This window comes from Actinoplanes awajinensis subsp. mycoplanecinus (genome assembly GCF_001509495.1).
Classification (GTDB): domain Bacteria; phylum Actinomycetota; class Actinomycetes; order Mycobacteriales; family Micromonosporaceae; genus Actinoplanes; species Actinoplanes palleronii.
The window spans coordinates 1-16,094 of sequence record NZ_LLZH01000328.1; the positions used below are offsets into that span (position 1 = coordinate 1).

Sequence of the window (16,094 nt, forward strand, 5' to 3'; positions counted from 1 at the left end):
GACGAGGGGGACGGGGCGGGGCCGGGGGACGGGACCGGGCCGGGGGTCGCGGCCAGGAGGGTGATCGAGGCGGCCTCCGGGAGGGACCGTGGCGGCTGGGACGCGGTCTTGTGGCCGGGCTGGTGGGTGGCTCGCTCGTCCTCGTGTGCCTCCTGCAGCGCGGTCAGCACCACGCCGACCAGCAGGTTGGTCAGCAGGTAGCAGGCAGTGACCATGTAGGACACGTAGTAGAGGACGGCCCAGCCGCTCACCTCCCGGCCGGCCTGCAAGGTGTCGGTGATGCCGTCCAGGGAGAGCAGCAGGAAGAGGGTGAGCATCGCCTGGCCGACCGTGCCGTACCGGTCCGGGAAAGCGGTGCCGAACATCATCCAGCCGAGCATCGCGTAGCCGTACAGCAGCAGGACGGTGACCAGCAGGAAGCTGGCCAGGCCGGGCAGGCTGCGCCGGATGCCGACCAGGATCACCCGCAAACTCGGGAAGAGCCGGAACGTGCGCAGGATCCGGGCCAGGCGCAACAGCCGCAGCAGGGTGACGTTCTCCCGCACCCCGGGCAGCAGCGGCGCGACCACGATCGCCAGGTCGAACAGGTTCCAGCGGTCCCGGAAGAACCCGGCAGGGGCGCTCAGATGTGATCCGAACCGGACAATCAACTCGACCACGAAGCCGGTCACGCACAGGTACTCGAGGACCTGCAGCTCGGCGCCGGCGGTGCGGACCACCGGACCGTACGTCTCCAGCCCGAGAGCCGCGGCATTGACCATGATGACGACGAACCCGGCGATGTTGAACCAGGGCGCCTCGACCACTCGCGCACAGCGCGCGGCGAGGCCACGGGTGGACTTCATCAACGGTCGGTGCTCCCTCGGCCGAACGGTAACCGGCCGGAGCCTATGTCAGTCCGTACCGCCTCGGGTAAACCGCCCACCTCGTCACACCGCGTGCCCTACCGGACACCACCCGCCCGGGTGATCCCGGTCGGCCGAAGTGGCGAACGTGGCCGGACGTTCAGCGGAATGAGTGACTTCTATCGGTCAGCGACCGCCTGGTCACCTAGGGTGGCACGCAGTCACCGATGGGGAGAACGATGCAGAAACTGATTCGTGGGGTTCTGGTGCTGGCTCTGGCCGCCGGCGGCGGGGCCGTCCTCGCGTCGCCGGCCGAGGCGGCCGTGCCGATCAAGACCTTCAAGAACTGCACCGAGCTGAACAAGAAGTACAAGCACGGTGTCGGCAAGAAGGGCGCGAAGGACAAGGTGCGCGGCAAGACCAAGGCCGTCACCACGTTCTACGTCAACACCAAGCTGTACAACGCGAACAAGAAGTCGGACCGCGACAAGGACGGCGTGGCCTGCGAGAAGCGGTGACGCCGGGCTCGTGTGCCGGGTCGACCGGAGCAGCAGCCTGCCCGGCGCGCAAAACGGCAGCACCACTGCCCGGCGCGTGAAAAAACCGCCGCCGGGGGCGAGGCCCCCGGCGGCGGCATTTCCGGCCGGGCTGGTCAGACCCGGTCGGCGGCGATCAAGAGGTAGTGGAAGCTACCCTCCTTGTACGCCGTGAGGAACGCCTCCTCGATCCCGGTCGCGACGTCCGACTTGGCGCGCAGCTCCCAGTACGGAATGGTCGCCGCGGTCAGGTCGACCACGTTGATCGGGACCAGATCGTGCGCCGCGAGCGACTTGAAGTAGTCGCTGCGCGGGTGGATGTCGCAGGTGTAGTGCTCATTGATCTTGCTGACCGCCTTGGAGCGCCGGCCGGTCACGTCGTTCGCGCAGCCGGTGATGCAGACGTAGCGGCCACCGAAGCCGAGCATCCGGGCGAACTCGCCGAACAGGTCGTCCAGATCGACGTACATCGTGGTCTCGTTCGTCCAGATCGCCTGCCGCGACCCGGTGGCGAACCCGGACTCCAGCATGTTCCGGAAGTGGAACCTGACCTTGTCGGCGACCCCGCGCCGGCTCGCCTGCTCGTTGGCGAAGCCGACCTGGTACTCGGAGATCGACACGCCGTCGACCTGGCAGCCGAACCGGGCGTTGGCCATGATGCTGGTGCCGCCCCGGCCGGAGCCGCCGTCCAGCAGCGCGTCGGTGGGCCGGATCGGCCCGAGGTGGTCGAGCAGCAGGTCGGCCTGCGCGCTCTCCAGCCGGTGCAGCTCGGCGATCAGCCGCTGCTCGCGGGTCTCGACCGGGCCGCCGAGCACGCTCAGGTCGGGCTCGCCGATCCCGTAGTGGTGGTGGTAGAGGCCGTCGACCTCGCCGAGGCGCAGGTTGACCGGGTCGACCTGGTTGGTGTTCCAGTAGGCCGCGACCGAGCGCTCGAAGTCGGTACGCAGCGGAGAGAGGGCAGTGGTCGTCATGAGTCTTCTCCTTGAGAGTCGTGGTAACGGCCGCTCGTCGCGTGCCACTCCCGGCTGCCGCCCAGCCAGGCCCAGGTGTCGGCCAGGAAGCGACGGAGGTTCGGTGACCCGGTCGCGCTCAGCGAGGCGGCCAGGGTCACGAAGCTGGTCATCAGTTCGTTGTGGATCTCGACGGTGCGCAGGAGCGCTTCCCGGGGTGTGAGCCCCTCGTGCGCGGTCAGCACGGTCGGCAGGTTGTGATCGGTCTCGGACTCGTTCTTTCCCGAGTAGAGGTCGTTGACCAGCACGGCGGCGTCGCCGGCGGTGGTGAACGCCTCGCGCACCCGCGGGTGGTAGAACTCGTCCGGGGACAGCTCGTAACCGCCCAGCACGTCGATCAGGATCATCGGCGGCAGGTAGTTGTTGAGGTGCCGCTGCACCAGGTACTCCCAGACCGGCGGGGTGCGCCGGTTGGCGTGCCAGTCGGCCTCCTGCGTCCAGGCCAGGAAGAGGATCGCCATCTGGTGCTGGAAGCGGCCCATCTGCGCCGCGGTCGTATACCTGGCCAGGTGTTCCATCGCGCTGCGGAACGCCACCGAGATCGGCTGCAGCCGGTGATGCTCCTCGTGGTCGGCCGCGTACCGGCGCGGCAGCGCGGCCGGGTCGACCACCGCGTGCAGGTTGGCGAGCCGGGAGCCGACCACCATCGGGTCGGCGCCCAGGGACACCTCGTCGACGTAGTAGTCGTCCGCCGCCCACTCCGCGACCAGGCACTTGGTCGCCGCGAGCAGCCGATCAGGATCGGACGTGTTGGGGTGGGCCAGCATCATGAACCGGCCGAAGTCGGCCGTCCGCAGCTTGTCCAGCCGGCCCGGGTAGATGCCGACCTGCTCGGCCCAGCGCACCACGGCCCGGTTGACCTGCTCACCCAGCGCACGGTCGTCGCGCACCGGTCCGGGGCAGAAGAGCTGCGGCGCCGGGCTCTCCGGCCGGAGGAAGAAGCGGGCCGCGGAGGTTCCGAGGCCGGTCGGCGCCAGACCGATCTTCGACTTCTCCGGTACGGCGGTGAGCACGGCAGCGAGTTCACCGGGTGGCGCTCCGCGCAGGTCACGCAGGATGTCCCTGCCGAGATCGGGGGCGAGCAGCATCAGTGCGACAGCTCGACGTGGTCCAGGATGCCCAGCGCGTCCGGCACCAGCACCGCGGCCGAGTAGTACGCGCTGACCAGGTAGGACATCACCGCCTGCTCGTTGATCCCCATGAACCGCACGGAGAGGCTCGGCTCGTACTCGTCCGGGATGCCGGTCTGGTGCAGCCCGACCACACCCTGGTCGGACTCGCCGAGCCGCATCGCCAGGATCGAGGTGGTGTGCGACTCGGTGACCGGGATCTTGCCGCTGGGCAGGATCGGCACGCCGCGCCACGCCATCACGGTGTGCCCGTCCATGTCGAGCATCGGCGGGTAGATGCCGCGCTTGGTGCACTCCCGGCCGAACGCCGCGATGGCCTGCGGGTGCGCCAGGAACATCTTGGTGCTGCGCCGCATGCTGAGCAGCTCGTCCAGGTCGTCCGGGGTGGGCGGGCCGCCCCGGGTGTGGATGCGCTGCCGCAGGTCGGCGTTGTGCAGCAGGCCGAACTCGCGGTTGTTGATCATTTCGTATTCCTGGCGCTCGCGCAGCGCCTCGACGGTGAGCCGGAGCTGCTGCTCGAGCTGGTTCATCGGGTCGTTGTAGAGGTCGGCGACCCGGGTGTGCATCCGCAGGATGGTCTGCGCGACGCTCAGCTCGTACTCGCGCGGGGCCTCTTCGTAGTCGACGTACGTGCCGTCCAGGACCGGCTCGCCCTTGTGGCCCGCGGCGACCGAGATCGCCGCCTCGCCGTGCTTGTTCTGCGGGCGGCGGTTCTTGGCCTGGAAGCGTTCGACGTGCGAGCGCAGGTGGACGCTGCGGCCGAGCAGTTCGACGAACGCGGACCGCGGCATGCTCAGCAGGGTCACCGCGGTCATCGCCTTGGCGGTGTAGTCCCAGATCCGCTCGGCGTCGATCAGCGCCTGCTCACCGAACGCCTCGCCGTCGGCCAGCACACCCAGGTTGACCGGGTCGCCGTAGGCGCCCACGCCGACCTTGTTCACCTTGCCGTGCGCGATCACGTAGACCTGGTCGGCGATCGAGCCGAACTCCACGATCACCTGGCCGGGCTGGTACTCCTGCTGGACGAACTTGTCGGCCATGTCGGCGAGCACTTCGGGATCGTCGAACTCGCTGAGCACGGAGAGCTCACGCAGTTCGGCGGGGACGACGCGGACCTGGGCGCCGACGTTGGTGAAGCTGAGCCGGCCGTCGCCGATCCGGTAGGTCATCCGCCGGTTCACCCGGAAGGCGCCGCCGGAGACCTGCACCCACGGCAGCTTGCGCAGCAGCCACCGCGAGGTGATCTCCTGCATCTGCGGGACCGTCTTGGTGGTGGTGGTCAGGTTCCGGGCCGCCGCCGTGCTGAGACTGCTCTGGCGTTCCCGCTCTTTCTCTTCCTCACGGATTTCGGACTGGGTGGGAGTAGCCACCGTTCGTACCCCGTTCGTCGGTTTTCAAGCATGTATTCCGTAACGCCGTTCTATCGCAGATCAAGACGTTTTGTCGGGTTTCACGGAATATGCACACATGCCCTGAGCAGGGCTTCTAGCTTGAAGATCATGGAGAAGACCCTGTTCCGTGCCCTGCTCCTCGCCACCACCGCCTCGCTGGCGGCCGGCGCGCTCGCCGCACCGGCCGCGGCGCTGGCCGACGGCACCACCACGTCGCTGAGCAGCGCCGAGATGGCCGCCGCGCTCAAGGCGGTGGCCGCCACCACGGCCATCGCGGAGATCCCCGGGTACGCCGGCGAGGTCACGGCCACCTTCAACTCGTTTTCCACGACCGCGGTGACCACGACGTTGCTGCACCACCCGGCTCTGCTGAAGGCGACGGACACCGGCCGGCAGACCGGCTCGGTGAGGTTCGCCGCCGACCCGGTACACGGCCGCGGCTCCTTCCGCAGCGTGATCGCCGGCGAGGGCGTCACCATCGGCTTCGGCGTGGGCGGCAAGGGCGAATACGTGTACCTGGCCGACCCGGCCGAGCACGCCGCCGCCAGGATGGCCGGCCTCCCGGCCGCGCGGTACGTCTTCCAACCGGACCCCAAGCTGACCCTGGACACCTGGGCCGGCCAGAACGCCCCGGCCCCGTCCGACCTGATCGTCCAGGACCCGCGACACCCGGGCACCAGGACCGTCCACGACGACGGCTCCGCCGACTACGCGTACACGACGGACTCCGCGACGATCACGTACTCCGCGGACGCCGGCGGGGTGGCCTCCGGCGGCACCGTCGCGTCGCCCGCGATCGACGAGACGTTCCTCTTCCAGTACGGCGCGCACAGCGTGACGCTGCCCCCGTCCACCCAGGTGATCAGCCGGGTGACGCTGACCAAGGCGCTGGCCTACCGGACCATGGCGAGCAGCGTGGCGCGGGTCGCCGGGGACATCACCGCGCTGGTCGAGGAGAAGGCGCACGGCAGGAACGTCACCGCGGCCGGTGTCCGCAAGTGGGGCCGGGTGGTGGTCACCGGCTTCAACCGCAGCATCGAGGTCACGATGGTCACGGTCAGGAACAGGGCCGGCGGGGTGCGGATCGGCGCGAAGAACCCGTACACCGGTGCCACGAGCGCCTACGTGGTCAAGGCGCGGGGCAAGCACGCGGTGGCCCGCAAGGCGTGATGCCCGGGAACCCCGTGCGACCCGCCGGTGTCACTGCTTCATGCGTACGCTCGCTCCTGCGATCCTGATCCTCCTCCTCGGCGCGTGCACCGCGTCGAAGCCGGCACCGGCCACCACCCCGTCCCGCGGGGACTGCGAAACCGGAGTGAGCCGGGCGGCCCTGCCCGAGTGGGCCCGGGCCGGGTTCACCGGCGACGGCGCCGGGACCCCGCACCGGCTCGGCGACCGGGGCGACCTGATGGCGGTGCTGTTCAACTACCCGCCGGTGGCCGACCCGGACCGGGGCACCAAGATCCTCTGGGTGTCCCGGCTCCCGGTCGACTCCCCCGGCCCGCTGGTCATCGACGCCGTCCGGGACGACGGGCAGGTCGCGCGCCAGGAACTCACCGGCGGTGCCGGCCCGTCGTCCGTCCAGCTCCCCGCGCCCGGCTGCTGGGCCCTCACGCTCTCCTGGTCCGGTCACACCGACGCGATGCGCCTGCGTTTCACCTGACCCGGCCCGGCCCTCAACTCGGTAGCACGGGGGCCGATAGACCTCGGACCGGACAACGGCCGAGGACGGAGGCAGGGTGTCGTACCGCTCGTCGCTCCTGCGCACGGTGATGTTCGCCGCCGCCTACGCGATCGCCTGCGCGGCCGGCCGGCTGACCGTGATGGACTCGTCCAACCTCAGCCTGGTCTGGCCCGCCGCCGGCGTCGCCGTGATCTGGTTCTGCGCCCAGCGGCAGGCCCGGGCGACCTGGCCGGACGTGGCCGCGTTCGCACTGGTCACCATGGCGATCAACATGATCACCGGCGCGTCGCCCACGCTCGCCCTGTGCTTCGTGGTGGCCAACCTGCTGCAGGTCGCGGTCTTCCTGGTGCTCTTCCAGCGCTGGCGCCCCGGGCTCTGGGGCACCGGCGGACCCGCGCCGATGCGGACCCCCGGCGACCTGTGGGGGCTGCTCGCCGCCGCGTTCACCGCCACCCTGTCCGGCGCAGTCGTCGGCCCGCTGGTGATCTGGCTGGTCACCGGCACCTTCTCCTGGGCCGCGGCCTTCGTCTGGCTGGCCCGCAACACCGCCAGCGTGCTGCTGCTCGGTGCGGTGGCGCTGAGCGTCGGGCACGCGGTGACCGGGTACCGGGACCGGCACGGCGGCCTGGCGCGGTGGGGCCGGCACGGCATGTCGCTGCTGGCGGCCGCACCGCGGCGCCGGGTCCTGGAGTACCTCGCGATCATCGTGGGCACCATGGCCACGTACGTGGCCGGCTTCGCCCTCGGCCACGGCCTGCCACTGACCTTCCTCATGATCGCCGTGACGGTGTGGGCCGGCACCCGGCTCGCCACCCCGTTCGTGGCGCTGCACGCCCTGGCCACCGGCACCGTCTCGGTGCTGTTCACCCTGCACGGGCTGGGACCGTTCGCGGCGGTCGAGGACAACGCCGCCCGGGCGTTCCTGGCACAGCTCTTCGTGGCGCTGGTGGCCGTGGTCGGCCTGGCCCTGGCGCTCGGCCGGGCCGAACGCGACGCGCTGCTCGCCGAACTCGCCGCCGAGAAGGCCGAACTGGCCGTGCACCGCGAGGAGGCGTCCCGGCGCGCCGACATGATGACCACGATCGTCGACTCGATGACCGACGGCCTCGCGGTGATCGCCGCGGACGGCCGGGTGGTGCTGCGCAACCCGGCCGCGGCGCGCCTGCTCGGCGGCCAGGTCAGCCCGGACCACCGGATGCTCACCAGCACGCACTACGGCCTCTTCCACCTCGACGGCCGCCCGGTCGCCGAGTCCGAGATGATGCACCGCCGCGCGATAGCCGGCGACCACCTGCACGGCCAGGACTATCTGGTGCGCAACGCCGGTGTGCCGGAGGGCCGGATCCTGCGGGTCACCTCCGGCTCGTTCAACGACGTCGGCGGGGAGCGCACCGCCGTGCTGCTGTTCCACGACGTCACCGCCGAACGCCGGCACCGCGACGAGCTGACCAGCTTCGCCGGCGTGGTGGCGCACGACCTGCTGAACCCGGTGACCACCGTCGAGGGCTGGAGCGAGGCGGCCGAGGACGCCCTGGACGGGGTGCCCGGCGTGGAACGGGCCCGGGACGGCCTGGCCCGGGTACGCCGCGCCGCGGGCCGGATGCGCACCCTGATCAGCGGGCTGCTGGACTACACCACCGCCCGGGACGCCGAGGTGGCACCGGCCCGGATCGACCTGGACGAGCTGGTCGCCGAGATCACCGCGGCCCGGAGCGACGCGGCGGTGGCCGCCGGCACGCCACGGCCCCACTTCACCGTCGGCGACCTGCCCGCGGTCTACGCCGACCCGGTGCTGACCCGGCAACTGCTGGACAACCTGATCGGGAACGCGATCAAGTACACCGCGCCGGGCGTCGAGCCGGCCCTGACCCTCACCGGCGGCACCGCCGACGGCCTGGTCCGGATCTCGGTGGCCGACAACGGCATCGGCATCCCGGCCGGCCAGCACGAGACGATCTTCGGAAACTTCCACCGGGCGCACCGCACCGAGGGGTACGCCGGCACCGGTCTCGGCCTGGGCATCTGCAAGCGGATCGCCGAGCGGCACGGCGGCACCATCACGGCCGGCGACAACCCGGGCGGTGGCTCCCGGTTCACCTTCACCCTCCCGGCCGCGCCGGTCCTCGCGCCGCTCCTCAGCAATGCCGGGGCAGAGCCGATGGTCAGGCTATGAGCGACGTCGTCAACGACGAGGCCCGGCTCGCCGCACTGCGCTCCTATCGGGTGCTGGACCGGCCCCGGCCGGCGGTGCTCGACGACCTCACCCGGCTGGCCGCCACCATGTTCGACACCCCGATCGCCGCCGTCTCGCTCGTCGACCGGGACCGGCAGTGGTTCGCCGGCAGCGTCGGCCTGCCGGTGCCGCAGACCCCGCTGGACGTCTCGTTCTGCGCGCACGTGGTCCCGGCCCGCAAGCCGCTGATCGTCCCGGACGCCGCCCTGGACCCGACGTTCGCCGGCTACGCCAACGTGATCGGCGCGCCGCACCTCCGGTTCTACGCGGGCGCACCGGTCTTCGACGAGGCCGGCCACGTGCTGGGCACCGTCTGCGTGGTCGACGACGTGACCCGGGAGATCGGCGACCGGCAGATCGACGCGCTCACCACGTTCGCCGGACAGGCCTCGATGCACCTGGCCGCGATCCGCAACCGGCTGCAGCTCGCCGACCTCGGTGATCACCTGGCCCGCGCGGCACAGCGCGAGGAGGACCTGATCGCGACGATCACGCACGAGCTGCGGACCCCGGTCACCACGATCCAGGGGTTCCTGGAGCTGCTCTGCGACGACGAGGACCTGGCGCCGTACCGGCGGTTGATCGAACCGATCGAACGCAACGGCAGGCGCCTGGTCTCGATGGTCGACCACATCCTGGCCGGCACCCGGCCGTCCGACGCGCCGCTGCCCGCCCCGATCGGGCCGGCCGACCTGAACACCGCGGTCGAGACCGCGGTGTCCGCCTGCCGGTCCCTCGCCGCGCGGCGGTCCGAGCCGATCGACGTGCACACCGGCCCGCCGGTCATCGTGCGCGCCGACCTGTCCCGGCTGTCCCACGCGATCGAGCAGCTGCTGCGCAACGCGCTGCTGTTCACCCCGGAACACCGGCAGATCACGGTACGGGTCACCGCCGATCCGCAACCGGTCGTCGAGATCAGCGACGCCGGGGTGGGCATCCCGGACGACGAGCTGCCGTACGTCTTCGACCGCTTCTACCGGGGCCGGCACGCGCGTGACCAGGCAGTTCCCGGCGTCGGGCTGGGCCTGACCATCGCCCGGGCGACGATCGCGGCGCACCTGGGCGAGCTGACCGTGACCAGCGATCCGCACGGAGTCACGGCCCGGGTCACGCTGCCCGCCTTCGACTGACCCGTTCCCGGCGATACGGTAGGCGGATGGAGCGGCCGATGTTCCCCGACGACGTGGTCGCGGTGATCATGCGGCGGCTGGCCGAGCAGCGCCGGGTGGTCCCCGGTTACGTGATCCGGGACGCCGTCGAGGCCGCGCTGCGCCGGCGGTTCCCGGACGTCCCGCTGGCCACGCTGCACGTCCCGCCGGAGGTGGCCGCCGAGCTGATCACCGGGTTCGGCGACGGGAACGGGGCCGCCGAGGACGATTCCGCGACCATGCCGGCCGTGCTCAGCGGCGACGAGACCGGGCGGCTGCTGGCGGCGCTGGGCCTGGCCGTACACGTGGCCGCCTTCAACCTGGACCGGGACCGCCTGCACGTGGCGCAGATCCTGAACGGGTCGGCGGCCGCCCTGGTCGCCCTCGGCGCCGCGCAGCGCGCCGCGGACGCCGCCGGCACCGTGGCGGTGCTGCTCTCCCCGGCCACCCTGCGCACCGTGCGGACCACGATGGTCGCCGTCCTGCAGGGCATCCGGAACCGTGGCTGGCAGGCCGAACACCTCGACCCGGTGGCCTCCACGGCGATGTTCACCGACGTCCTGACCCTGCTCGGAGCCGTGCCCTAATAGGGTGTCCCGGTGAACGGCGTGCAGCTTCTGCTCATCATCGGCACCGGCATCGCGGTCACGTCGGTCGCGCGCCGGCATCGCATCGAGCCGGGCTGGGTGATCGTGGTGATCGCGGCCGCGGCCTCGTTCATCCCCGGCGTGCCCCGGCTCGAGCTGGAGAGCCACCTGATGCTCGCCATCGTGATCCCGCCGCTGCTCTACTCGGCGACCCGCGGCGCCTCGGTCTCCGCCTTCGGCGCGAACCTGCGCGCGATCATCTCGCTCGGCGTGGTCGTCGTGGTGCTCACCGCCGCGGTGCTCGGCTGGCTCTCCTCGCTGCTGCTGCCGACGATCGGCCTCACCGCCGCGTTCGTGCTGGGTTCGATCCTGGCCCCGCCGGACACCATCACCACCGTCTCGCACGGCGCCGAGATCGGGCTGCCGAAGCGGGCCACCTCGATCCTCACCGGGAGAGCCTGGTCAACGACGCGACCGCGCTGACCCTGTTCAGCATCGCGGTGGCCGCGGTCAACGGCGAGCACGCCACCTGGGGCGGCGGCATCCTGGAGTTCCTGCGCACCGCGTCGATCGGGCTGGCCATCGGGGCCGGGTTCGCCCTGCTCGGGCTGATCCTGCGCAAACGGCTCGGCAACCCGACGCTGGAGACGGCGCTGACCCTGCTGCTGCCGTTCACCGCGTTCCTGACCGCCGAGGAGGTGCACGCGTCCGGCATCCTGGCCGTGGTCGCCGCGGCGTTCTCGATGAGCATCAACCTGGCCCTCGACCCGAAGCACCAGTACCCCGGCGGCTACCTGACCCGGCTGCAGGAGGAGCAGGTCTGGCGGGTGATGGACTTCCTGCTGGAGACGTTCGTCTTCGCGTACATCGGGCTGCAGCTCAAGTTCGTCCTCGACGACCTGGCCGAGTCCGACGACCCGGGCGTGTACCGCACGCTGATCGCGGCCGGGGTGCTGCTGGTGGCGGCGATCGTGTTCCGGATGGTGGCGGTCTTCGGCCTGTTCGGCCGCTGGAGCCTGAAACACCGGGCGATCCAGGTGCGGGTCGCCCGCGACCCGCGCGCCGCCCAGGTCCACCGGGACCGGCTCGCCCGGCGCCGCGGTGGTGAGCCGCTGCCGCCGCCGACCATGAAGGAGACCACCCTGGTCGGCTGGACCGGCATGCGCGGCATCCTCACCCTGGCCGCCGCGGCCGCGGTCCCGGAGCACACCTCGTCCGGCGCGCCGTTCCCGGGCCGGGACGCGATCCAGGCGATCGCGCTGATCGTCACGCTCGGCACCCTGCTGATCCAGGGCACCACGATCGGCTGGCTGGCCAAGCGGCTGAAGTTCGACCTGACCGCCGAGCGCGCCGAGGAGGAGCAGGTCCGCGAGCGGGCCCACCGGATCGTCGCCGAGGCCGCCGCCCAGCCGGCCACCGACGTGGACGCGTCCTTCGAGGCGCAGCGGCTCGCCCTGGGCCGGGCGGTGGTGGAGCGGACGGTCACCGAGGACCTGGCCCGCGAGCTGATCGAGGACCTGGACCTGCGCCAGGCCGCCCGCCACACCACCACCGGCATCCCCGGGGCGACACCGATCAGCTGAGGGCGAAGCCGTCCTCCAGGTAGGCCACCGTGCCGGCCGCGCGAGCCTCGATGGCGGCGGTGAGCCGGCGGGCCAGCAGCCCGGAGAGCCGGGTGGCGGCCTCCGGCCCGGTGCACCACGCCCAGCTGCGCAGCTCGTCGGCGGGCAGCCGGATCCGGCCGGCCTGCTCGTCGGGCAGCACGCCGCCGTCGAAGAGCAGCATCAGGCCCTCGGTCCGGCCGGGGACCGGCGGCACCCAGTCGGTGACCAGCAACCGGCCCGGCCGGATCGCCAGGCCGAGCTCCTCGGTCAGCTCCCGGGCCGCGGCCGCGTACGGGGACTCGTCGGCCTCCACCACGCCGCCGGGGATCTCCCAGTGGTCCTTGTAGGTCGGTTCGACGATCAGCGCCCGGCCGGCCGGGTCGGAGAGCAGCACCCCGGCACCCATCCGTTTGCGGGGCAGGGTGGCGGTCCAGTCCTGGGTCACCGCGTCAGGCTAACCAGCGGGGGCGATCTCCAGGCGCAGGGTGAAGACGCTGCCGGACGGCACACCCGGGCGGTAGCCGACCCGGCCGCCGTTCGCCTGGGCCAGGCTGGACACGATGTGCAGGCCCAGCCCGTGCCCCTCGGCGAGGCTGTCCTCGGCCCGGGTGTAGCGCTCGAACAGGTGCGGCCGCAGCTCGGCGGGCACCCCGGCGCCCTCGTCGGTCACGCTGACCTCCGCCTCCCCGCCCACCACGACCGCGGAGAGGCCCGTGGCGCCGCCGCCGTACTTGCGCGCGTTGGTCAGGAAGTTCACCAGGATCTGCCGCAGGTGCGCGGGGTTGGCCAGCACCGTCACGCCGGGCGGGCAGTCGACCGGCACGGCCATGTCGGCCGCGTCCACCGCGTCCTGCAGCGCGGCGCCCAGCAGGACCGGCTGGCGTACCGTGGTCAGCTCGCCGGCGTCCAGTTTGCACATCGCCAGCACGTTGTGCCGCAGCTCGTCGATCCGGTGCGCGCCGTTCATGATCCGGGTGGTCAGCGCGGTCAGCGGAGCGGGCAGGTCGGCCTCGCTGAGCACTTCGCCATACCCGAGGATCGCGGTGAGCGGGGTGCCGATGTCGTGCGAGAGCATCCCCATGAGGTCGAGTTTCAGCTGGTTGGCGCGTTGCAGCTGCTCGTTGCGCTCGGCGAGCACGGCCTGCGTGACGTCGCGTTCGCGCCGGGCCCGGGTCTGCTCGGTGATGTCCTGCACCACGCCGATCAGGTGCAGCGGCCGGCCGCCGCCGTCCCGGATCAGCCGTACGCCGGTCTGCACGTCGACCAGGTGCCCGTCGGCGTGCAGCAGGCGCTTGGTCCGCTCGTACGAGTCACCGTCGTCGGCGAACAGCCCGGCGAGCGCCTCGGTGTCGGCGTCCCGGTCGTCCGGGTGGGTCAGCAGCACCACCCCGGAGCCGGTCAGCTCGGTCGCGGACCGGCCGACCATCCGCGCGTACGCGTCGTTGACGTGCAGGATGTTCCCGTCCAGCCCGACGATCACCTGCCCGATCGTGGACTGGTGGAACTGCACCCGGAAACGCCGCTCGCTCTCCTCCCGGGCCTGTTCGGCACGGCGCCGCTCGGTGATGTCGGTGTTCGTCTCGATGATCTCCTGGCCGGTCCCGCCGGCGGCCGGGCGCGACACGAGCCGGCTGAGCGCGACGACGGTCTTCCCGTCGGCGCGCCGATGCACCAGCTCGCCGTGCCAGGAGCCGGTCGTCGCGAGCGCCTGCTCGACCTCGGACAGCGGCTTCGGGAAGACCGTGGCGAGCAGCCGGTGGATGTTGCGGCCGAGCACGGCGTCGGCCGGCCAGCCGTACATCTGCTCGGCGCCCTGATTCCAGAACCGGATCGTGCCGTCCGGGTCGCGGACGATGACCGAGGCCGGAGCGGCGTCGATCAGCTCGGCCTGCCGGCGCAGCTGCTCCTCGGCGGTCCGGCGGGCGCTGATGTCGTGCAGGAACGCGTGGAAGACCGGCCGGCCGCCGCCGATGTTGGTGGCCTGCAGGGTGAACTCGACCGGGAACACCCGGCCGTCGCGATCCACCGCGGGCAGCTCCAGGCGCTGCCCGGCCAGCACCGACTTCCCGGTCGACCGGACCCGGTCCAGGCCCCGGTGGTGCGCCTCCCGGTGCTCCTCCGGGACGATCAGCGTGCTCAGGTCCATGCCCGCGGCCTCGTCCCGGGACCAGCCGAAGAGCCGCTCGGCGGCCGGGTTCCACTCCCGGACCAGTCCGTCGGCGTCGATCGAGACGTAGGCGTCCTGGGACACCTCGAGGATCCGGCGGACCAGCGCGGAGTTCTCCTCGGCGTGCTGCGCCGACTGGACCAGCTCGATCTCCGACGAGACCGCCGCCGCGAGGTCCTCCAGGATCGCCAGGTGCTCGGCCGTCCAGGCCCGCGGCTCGACGTCGATGGCGCAGAACGCGCCGAGCGTCTCACCGCCCACCCGGATCGGCATCCCGGCATAGGCGATCACGCCGATCTCGGTGATCGCCAGGTTGTCCCGGACCAGTGGATGCTCCCGCGCGTCCGACACCACCAGGGGCTGGTCGCCGTTCACGACGTGCTGGCAGAACGAGTGGCTCAGCGGCGTCTGCCCGAGATCCGCCCACGGCTGCGGCAACCCGATCTGGCTCGCGAACACCTGCCGATCGTCGAGCACCAGCGACACCAGCGCGGTCGGCGCACCCAGCAGCCGCGCCGCGAGCCTTGTCAGCCGCCGCAGCCCGGGCGCCTCACCGGCATCCAGCAGACCGGTCGCCCGCACGGCCGCGACCCGGCCCGGACTGTCCACCCGCCCCTGCTGGAGAACTGCCATATCGTGCCCATCGGCACTCCGCACCGATAGTTGAGCACCCCCTGACGTCACGGTCCGCTTCTGCTTCCGACCGCCCTTTTCCGGTACGAATACGGAGCGCCCGCCCGCAGGCTACGAGCCGAGTCCCCCGGTGGCCTCACGCGACGCCGCCCCCACCCCCGGACCGCAGCGCGCCTCCCGGCCGCGGCTGGCGCCGGCGGCTGCCTCCGGCCCGCCGAGACAACCCTCAGCACCAGCCGGGACCGGGACGCGCGCTGCGGTCCGGGCCACGGGACGGCTCGCGGTGGGTGGCTGGTCCCCAGGGGTGTCTCGGTGGGCCGGAGGCACCCCTGGGGACCAGCCGGCGGGGCGGGACGCGCGCTGCGATCTCGAGCCCGGGGTGCCTCGCGGGCGGGGTCAGTGGGGGAGGTGGTCGAAGCCGTCGAGGAGCAGGTTGAGGGCGAACTCGAACTCGAACTGGTCGTCGCAGCCGGAGCCGACTACCGAGGACTCGTCGTGCGCGGCGGCCAGCGCCATGATCGCGAGGTTCGGGAAGGTCGGGGCCATCAGGCGGGCGGCCTCGCGCTGGGCCGCGGGTGAGCTGGCCGGGGAGTCGTTGAAGAGCTCCTGGGTGTAGCCGAGCATCCGGGTGCCGAGCGCGTGCACGATGTGGTGGGTCTGGTCCGGCGAGAAGCCCCCGGCCAGGAACAGTCCGATGATCGAGTCGAGGTAGGCGAGGACCGCCGGGGTCGGCGTGGTCCGGGAGTCGATCACGCGCCAGGCCCACGGGTGGCGCAGCAGCGCGGTACGGGCGCCGAGGATCCGGGACCGCACCGCGGTCTTCCAGCCGTCACCGGCGGCCGAGGTGCCGATCGCGGCGACCACCGTGTCGACCATGCCGTCCAGCAGCTCGTCCTTGTTGGCCACGTGCTTGTACAGCGCCATCGGCACCACGCCCAGCTCCTGGGCCAGATTGCGCATGCTCAGCGCGTCGATGCCGGTGCGGTCGGCCAGCTCGACGGCGGCGCGCAGCACCCGATCCCGGTTGAGCGGAACCCGCCGCTCGGCAACATCCACGGGCCAACCCTAAACCGGACCATTGACCGGTGTACGCCGTACACCTATGGTGTACAGCGTACACCCCATC

Annotated in this window: 13 protein-coding genes and 1 pseudogene; 7 read left to right on the plus strand and 7 right to left on the minus strand. The window is 71.8% G+C overall.

The window, feature by feature from the left end:
- Positions 1 to 845: ion transporter (locus tag ADL15_RS45005; RefSeq protein WP_157441989.1), on the minus strand; the 845-nt coding region annotated here is incomplete at its 3' end.
- A gap of 239 nt (positions 846 to 1,084) precedes the next feature.
- On the opposite strand from ADL15_RS45005, the gene ADL15_RS45010 reads away from it, so the two are divergent.
- The gene (locus ADL15_RS45010; protein ID WP_067705799.1) at positions 1,085 to 1,363 is read left to right on the plus strand and encodes an excalibur calcium-binding domain-containing protein; all 279 of its coding nucleotides are present in this window, start codon (positions 1,085 to 1,087) and stop codon (positions 1,361 to 1,363) included.
- Positions 1,364 to 1,497: 134 nt separating this feature from the next.
- On the opposite strand, the gene ADL15_RS45015 is transcribed toward ADL15_RS45010, so the two are convergent.
- The 3 genes from ADL15_RS45015 to ADL15_RS45025 are packed head-to-tail and all read right to left on the minus strand — an operon-like array spanning position 1,498 to position 4,891.
- The gene (locus ADL15_RS45015; protein WP_067705803.1) at positions 1,498 to 2,352 is read right to left on the minus strand and encodes a geranyl diphosphate 2-C-methyltransferase; all 855 of its coding nucleotides are present in this window, start codon (positions 2,350 to 2,352) and stop codon (positions 1,498 to 1,500) included.
- Positions 2,349 to 3,479 (minus strand): family 2 encapsulin nanocompartment cargo protein terpene cyclase, encoded by a 1,131-nt coding sequence (locus ADL15_RS45020; protein WP_232344943.1) that lies wholly within the window; start codon positions 3,477 to 3,479, stop codon positions 2,349 to 2,351. Before ADL15_RS45020 ends, ADL15_RS45015 begins: the two co-directional genes overlap by 4 nt.
- Complete coding sequence (locus ADL15_RS45025) at positions 3,479 to 4,891, minus strand: family 2B encapsulin nanocompartment shell protein (protein WP_067705807.1); 1,413 nt, start codon at positions 4,889 to 4,891, stop codon at positions 3,479 to 3,481. The genes ADL15_RS45020 and ADL15_RS45025 overlap by 1 nt, the downstream gene beginning before the upstream one ends.
- 129 nt (positions 4,892 to 5,020) lie before the next feature.
- On the opposite strand from ADL15_RS45025, the gene ADL15_RS45030 reads away from it, so the two are divergent.
- From ADL15_RS45030 to ADL15_RS54750, 6 genes and pseudogenes are all read left to right on the plus strand, one after another.
- A complete protein-coding gene (locus ADL15_RS45030; RefSeq protein ID WP_157441990.1) occupies positions 5,021 to 6,082 on the plus strand; it encodes a hypothetical protein in 1,062 nt (353 codons plus the stop codon).
- Positions 6,083 to 6,122: 40 nt separating this feature from the next.
- The gene (locus tag ADL15_RS45035) at positions 6,123 to 6,575 is read left to right on the plus strand and encodes a hypothetical protein (RefSeq protein ID WP_067705813.1); all 453 of its coding nucleotides are present in this window, start codon (positions 6,123 to 6,125) and stop codon (positions 6,573 to 6,575) included.
- Between the two features lie 76 nt (positions 6,576 to 6,651).
- Entirely contained in the window at positions 6,652 to 8,769 is a 2,118-nt protein-coding gene (locus ADL15_RS45040) for an ATP-binding protein (RefSeq protein WP_067705816.1), read from the plus strand.
- Positions 8,766 to 9,959, plus strand: a complete 1,194-nt coding sequence (locus tag ADL15_RS45045) for a GAF domain-containing sensor histidine kinase (RefSeq protein ID WP_067705818.1) — start codon at positions 8,766 to 8,768, stop codon at positions 9,957 to 9,959. The genes ADL15_RS45040 and ADL15_RS45045 overlap by 4 nt, the downstream gene beginning before the upstream one ends.
- Before the next feature lie 26 nt (positions 9,960 to 9,985).
- Positions 9,986 to 10,564 carry a hypothetical protein gene (locus ADL15_RS45050; protein WP_232344944.1) on the plus strand — a complete coding sequence of 193 codons (579 nt, stop codon included), beginning with the start codon at positions 9,986 to 9,988 and terminating at the stop codon, positions 10,562 to 10,564.
- A 171-nt stretch (positions 10,565 to 10,735) separates the two neighbouring features.
- Positions 10,736 to 12,147 (plus strand): annotated as a pseudogene (locus tag ADL15_RS54750) (cation:proton antiporter).
- Here ADL15_RS54750 and ADL15_RS45060 read toward each other — a convergent pair.
- The 3 genes from ADL15_RS45060 to ADL15_RS45070 form a co-directional block, all read right to left on the minus strand.
- Entirely contained in the window at positions 12,140 to 12,613 is a 474-nt protein-coding gene (locus tag ADL15_RS45060; RefSeq protein ID WP_338025630.1) for an NUDIX hydrolase, read from the minus strand. The pseudogene ADL15_RS54750 and the gene ADL15_RS45060 sit on opposite strands and share 8 nt — an antisense overlap.
- Positions 12,614 to 12,622: 9 nt before the next feature.
- Positions 12,623 to 14,968 (minus strand): PAS domain S-box protein, encoded by a 2,346-nt coding sequence (locus ADL15_RS45065; protein ID WP_067705821.1) that lies wholly within the window; start codon positions 14,966 to 14,968, stop codon positions 12,623 to 12,625.
- A 396-nt stretch (positions 14,969 to 15,364) separates the two neighbouring features.
- Entirely contained in the window at positions 15,365 to 16,024 is a 660-nt protein-coding gene (locus tag ADL15_RS45070; protein WP_067705823.1) for a TetR/AcrR family transcriptional regulator C-terminal domain-containing protein, read from the minus strand.
- Positions 16,025 to 16,094 lie beyond the last annotated feature (70 nt).

Excerpts from the sequence above, each read along its gene's own strand:
- ADL15_RS45030 (WP_157441990.1), top strand. The coding sequence starts at position 5,021 with ATGGAGAAGACCCTGTTCCGTGCCCTGCTCCTCGCCACCACCGCCTCG.
- ADL15_RS45010 (WP_067705799.1), top strand. The coding sequence starts at position 1,085 with ATGCAGAAACTGATTCGTGGGGTTCTGGTGCTGGCTCTGGCCGCCGGC.
- ADL15_RS45050 (WP_232344944.1), top strand. The coding sequence starts at position 9,986 with ATGGAGCGGCCGATGTTCCCCGACGACGTGGTCGCGGTGATCATGCGG.
- ADL15_RS45045 (WP_067705818.1), top strand. The coding sequence starts at position 8,766 with ATGAGCGACGTCGTCAACGACGAGGCCCGGCTCGCCGCACTGCGCTCC.
- ADL15_RS45015 (WP_067705803.1), bottom strand. The coding sequence starts at position 2,352 with ATGACGACCACTGCCCTCTCTCCGCTGCGTACCGACTTCGAGCGCTCG.
- ADL15_RS45020 (WP_232344943.1), bottom strand. The coding sequence starts at position 3,479 with ATGCTGCTCGCCCCCGATCTCGGCAGGGACATCCTGCGTGACCTGCGC.
- ADL15_RS45035 (WP_067705813.1), top strand. The coding sequence starts at position 6,123 with ATGCGTACGCTCGCTCCTGCGATCCTGATCCTCCTCCTCGGCGCGTGC.
- ADL15_RS45065 (WP_067705821.1), bottom strand. The coding sequence starts at position 14,968 with ATGGCAGTTCTCCAGCAGGGGCGGGTGGACAGTCCGGGCCGGGTCGCG.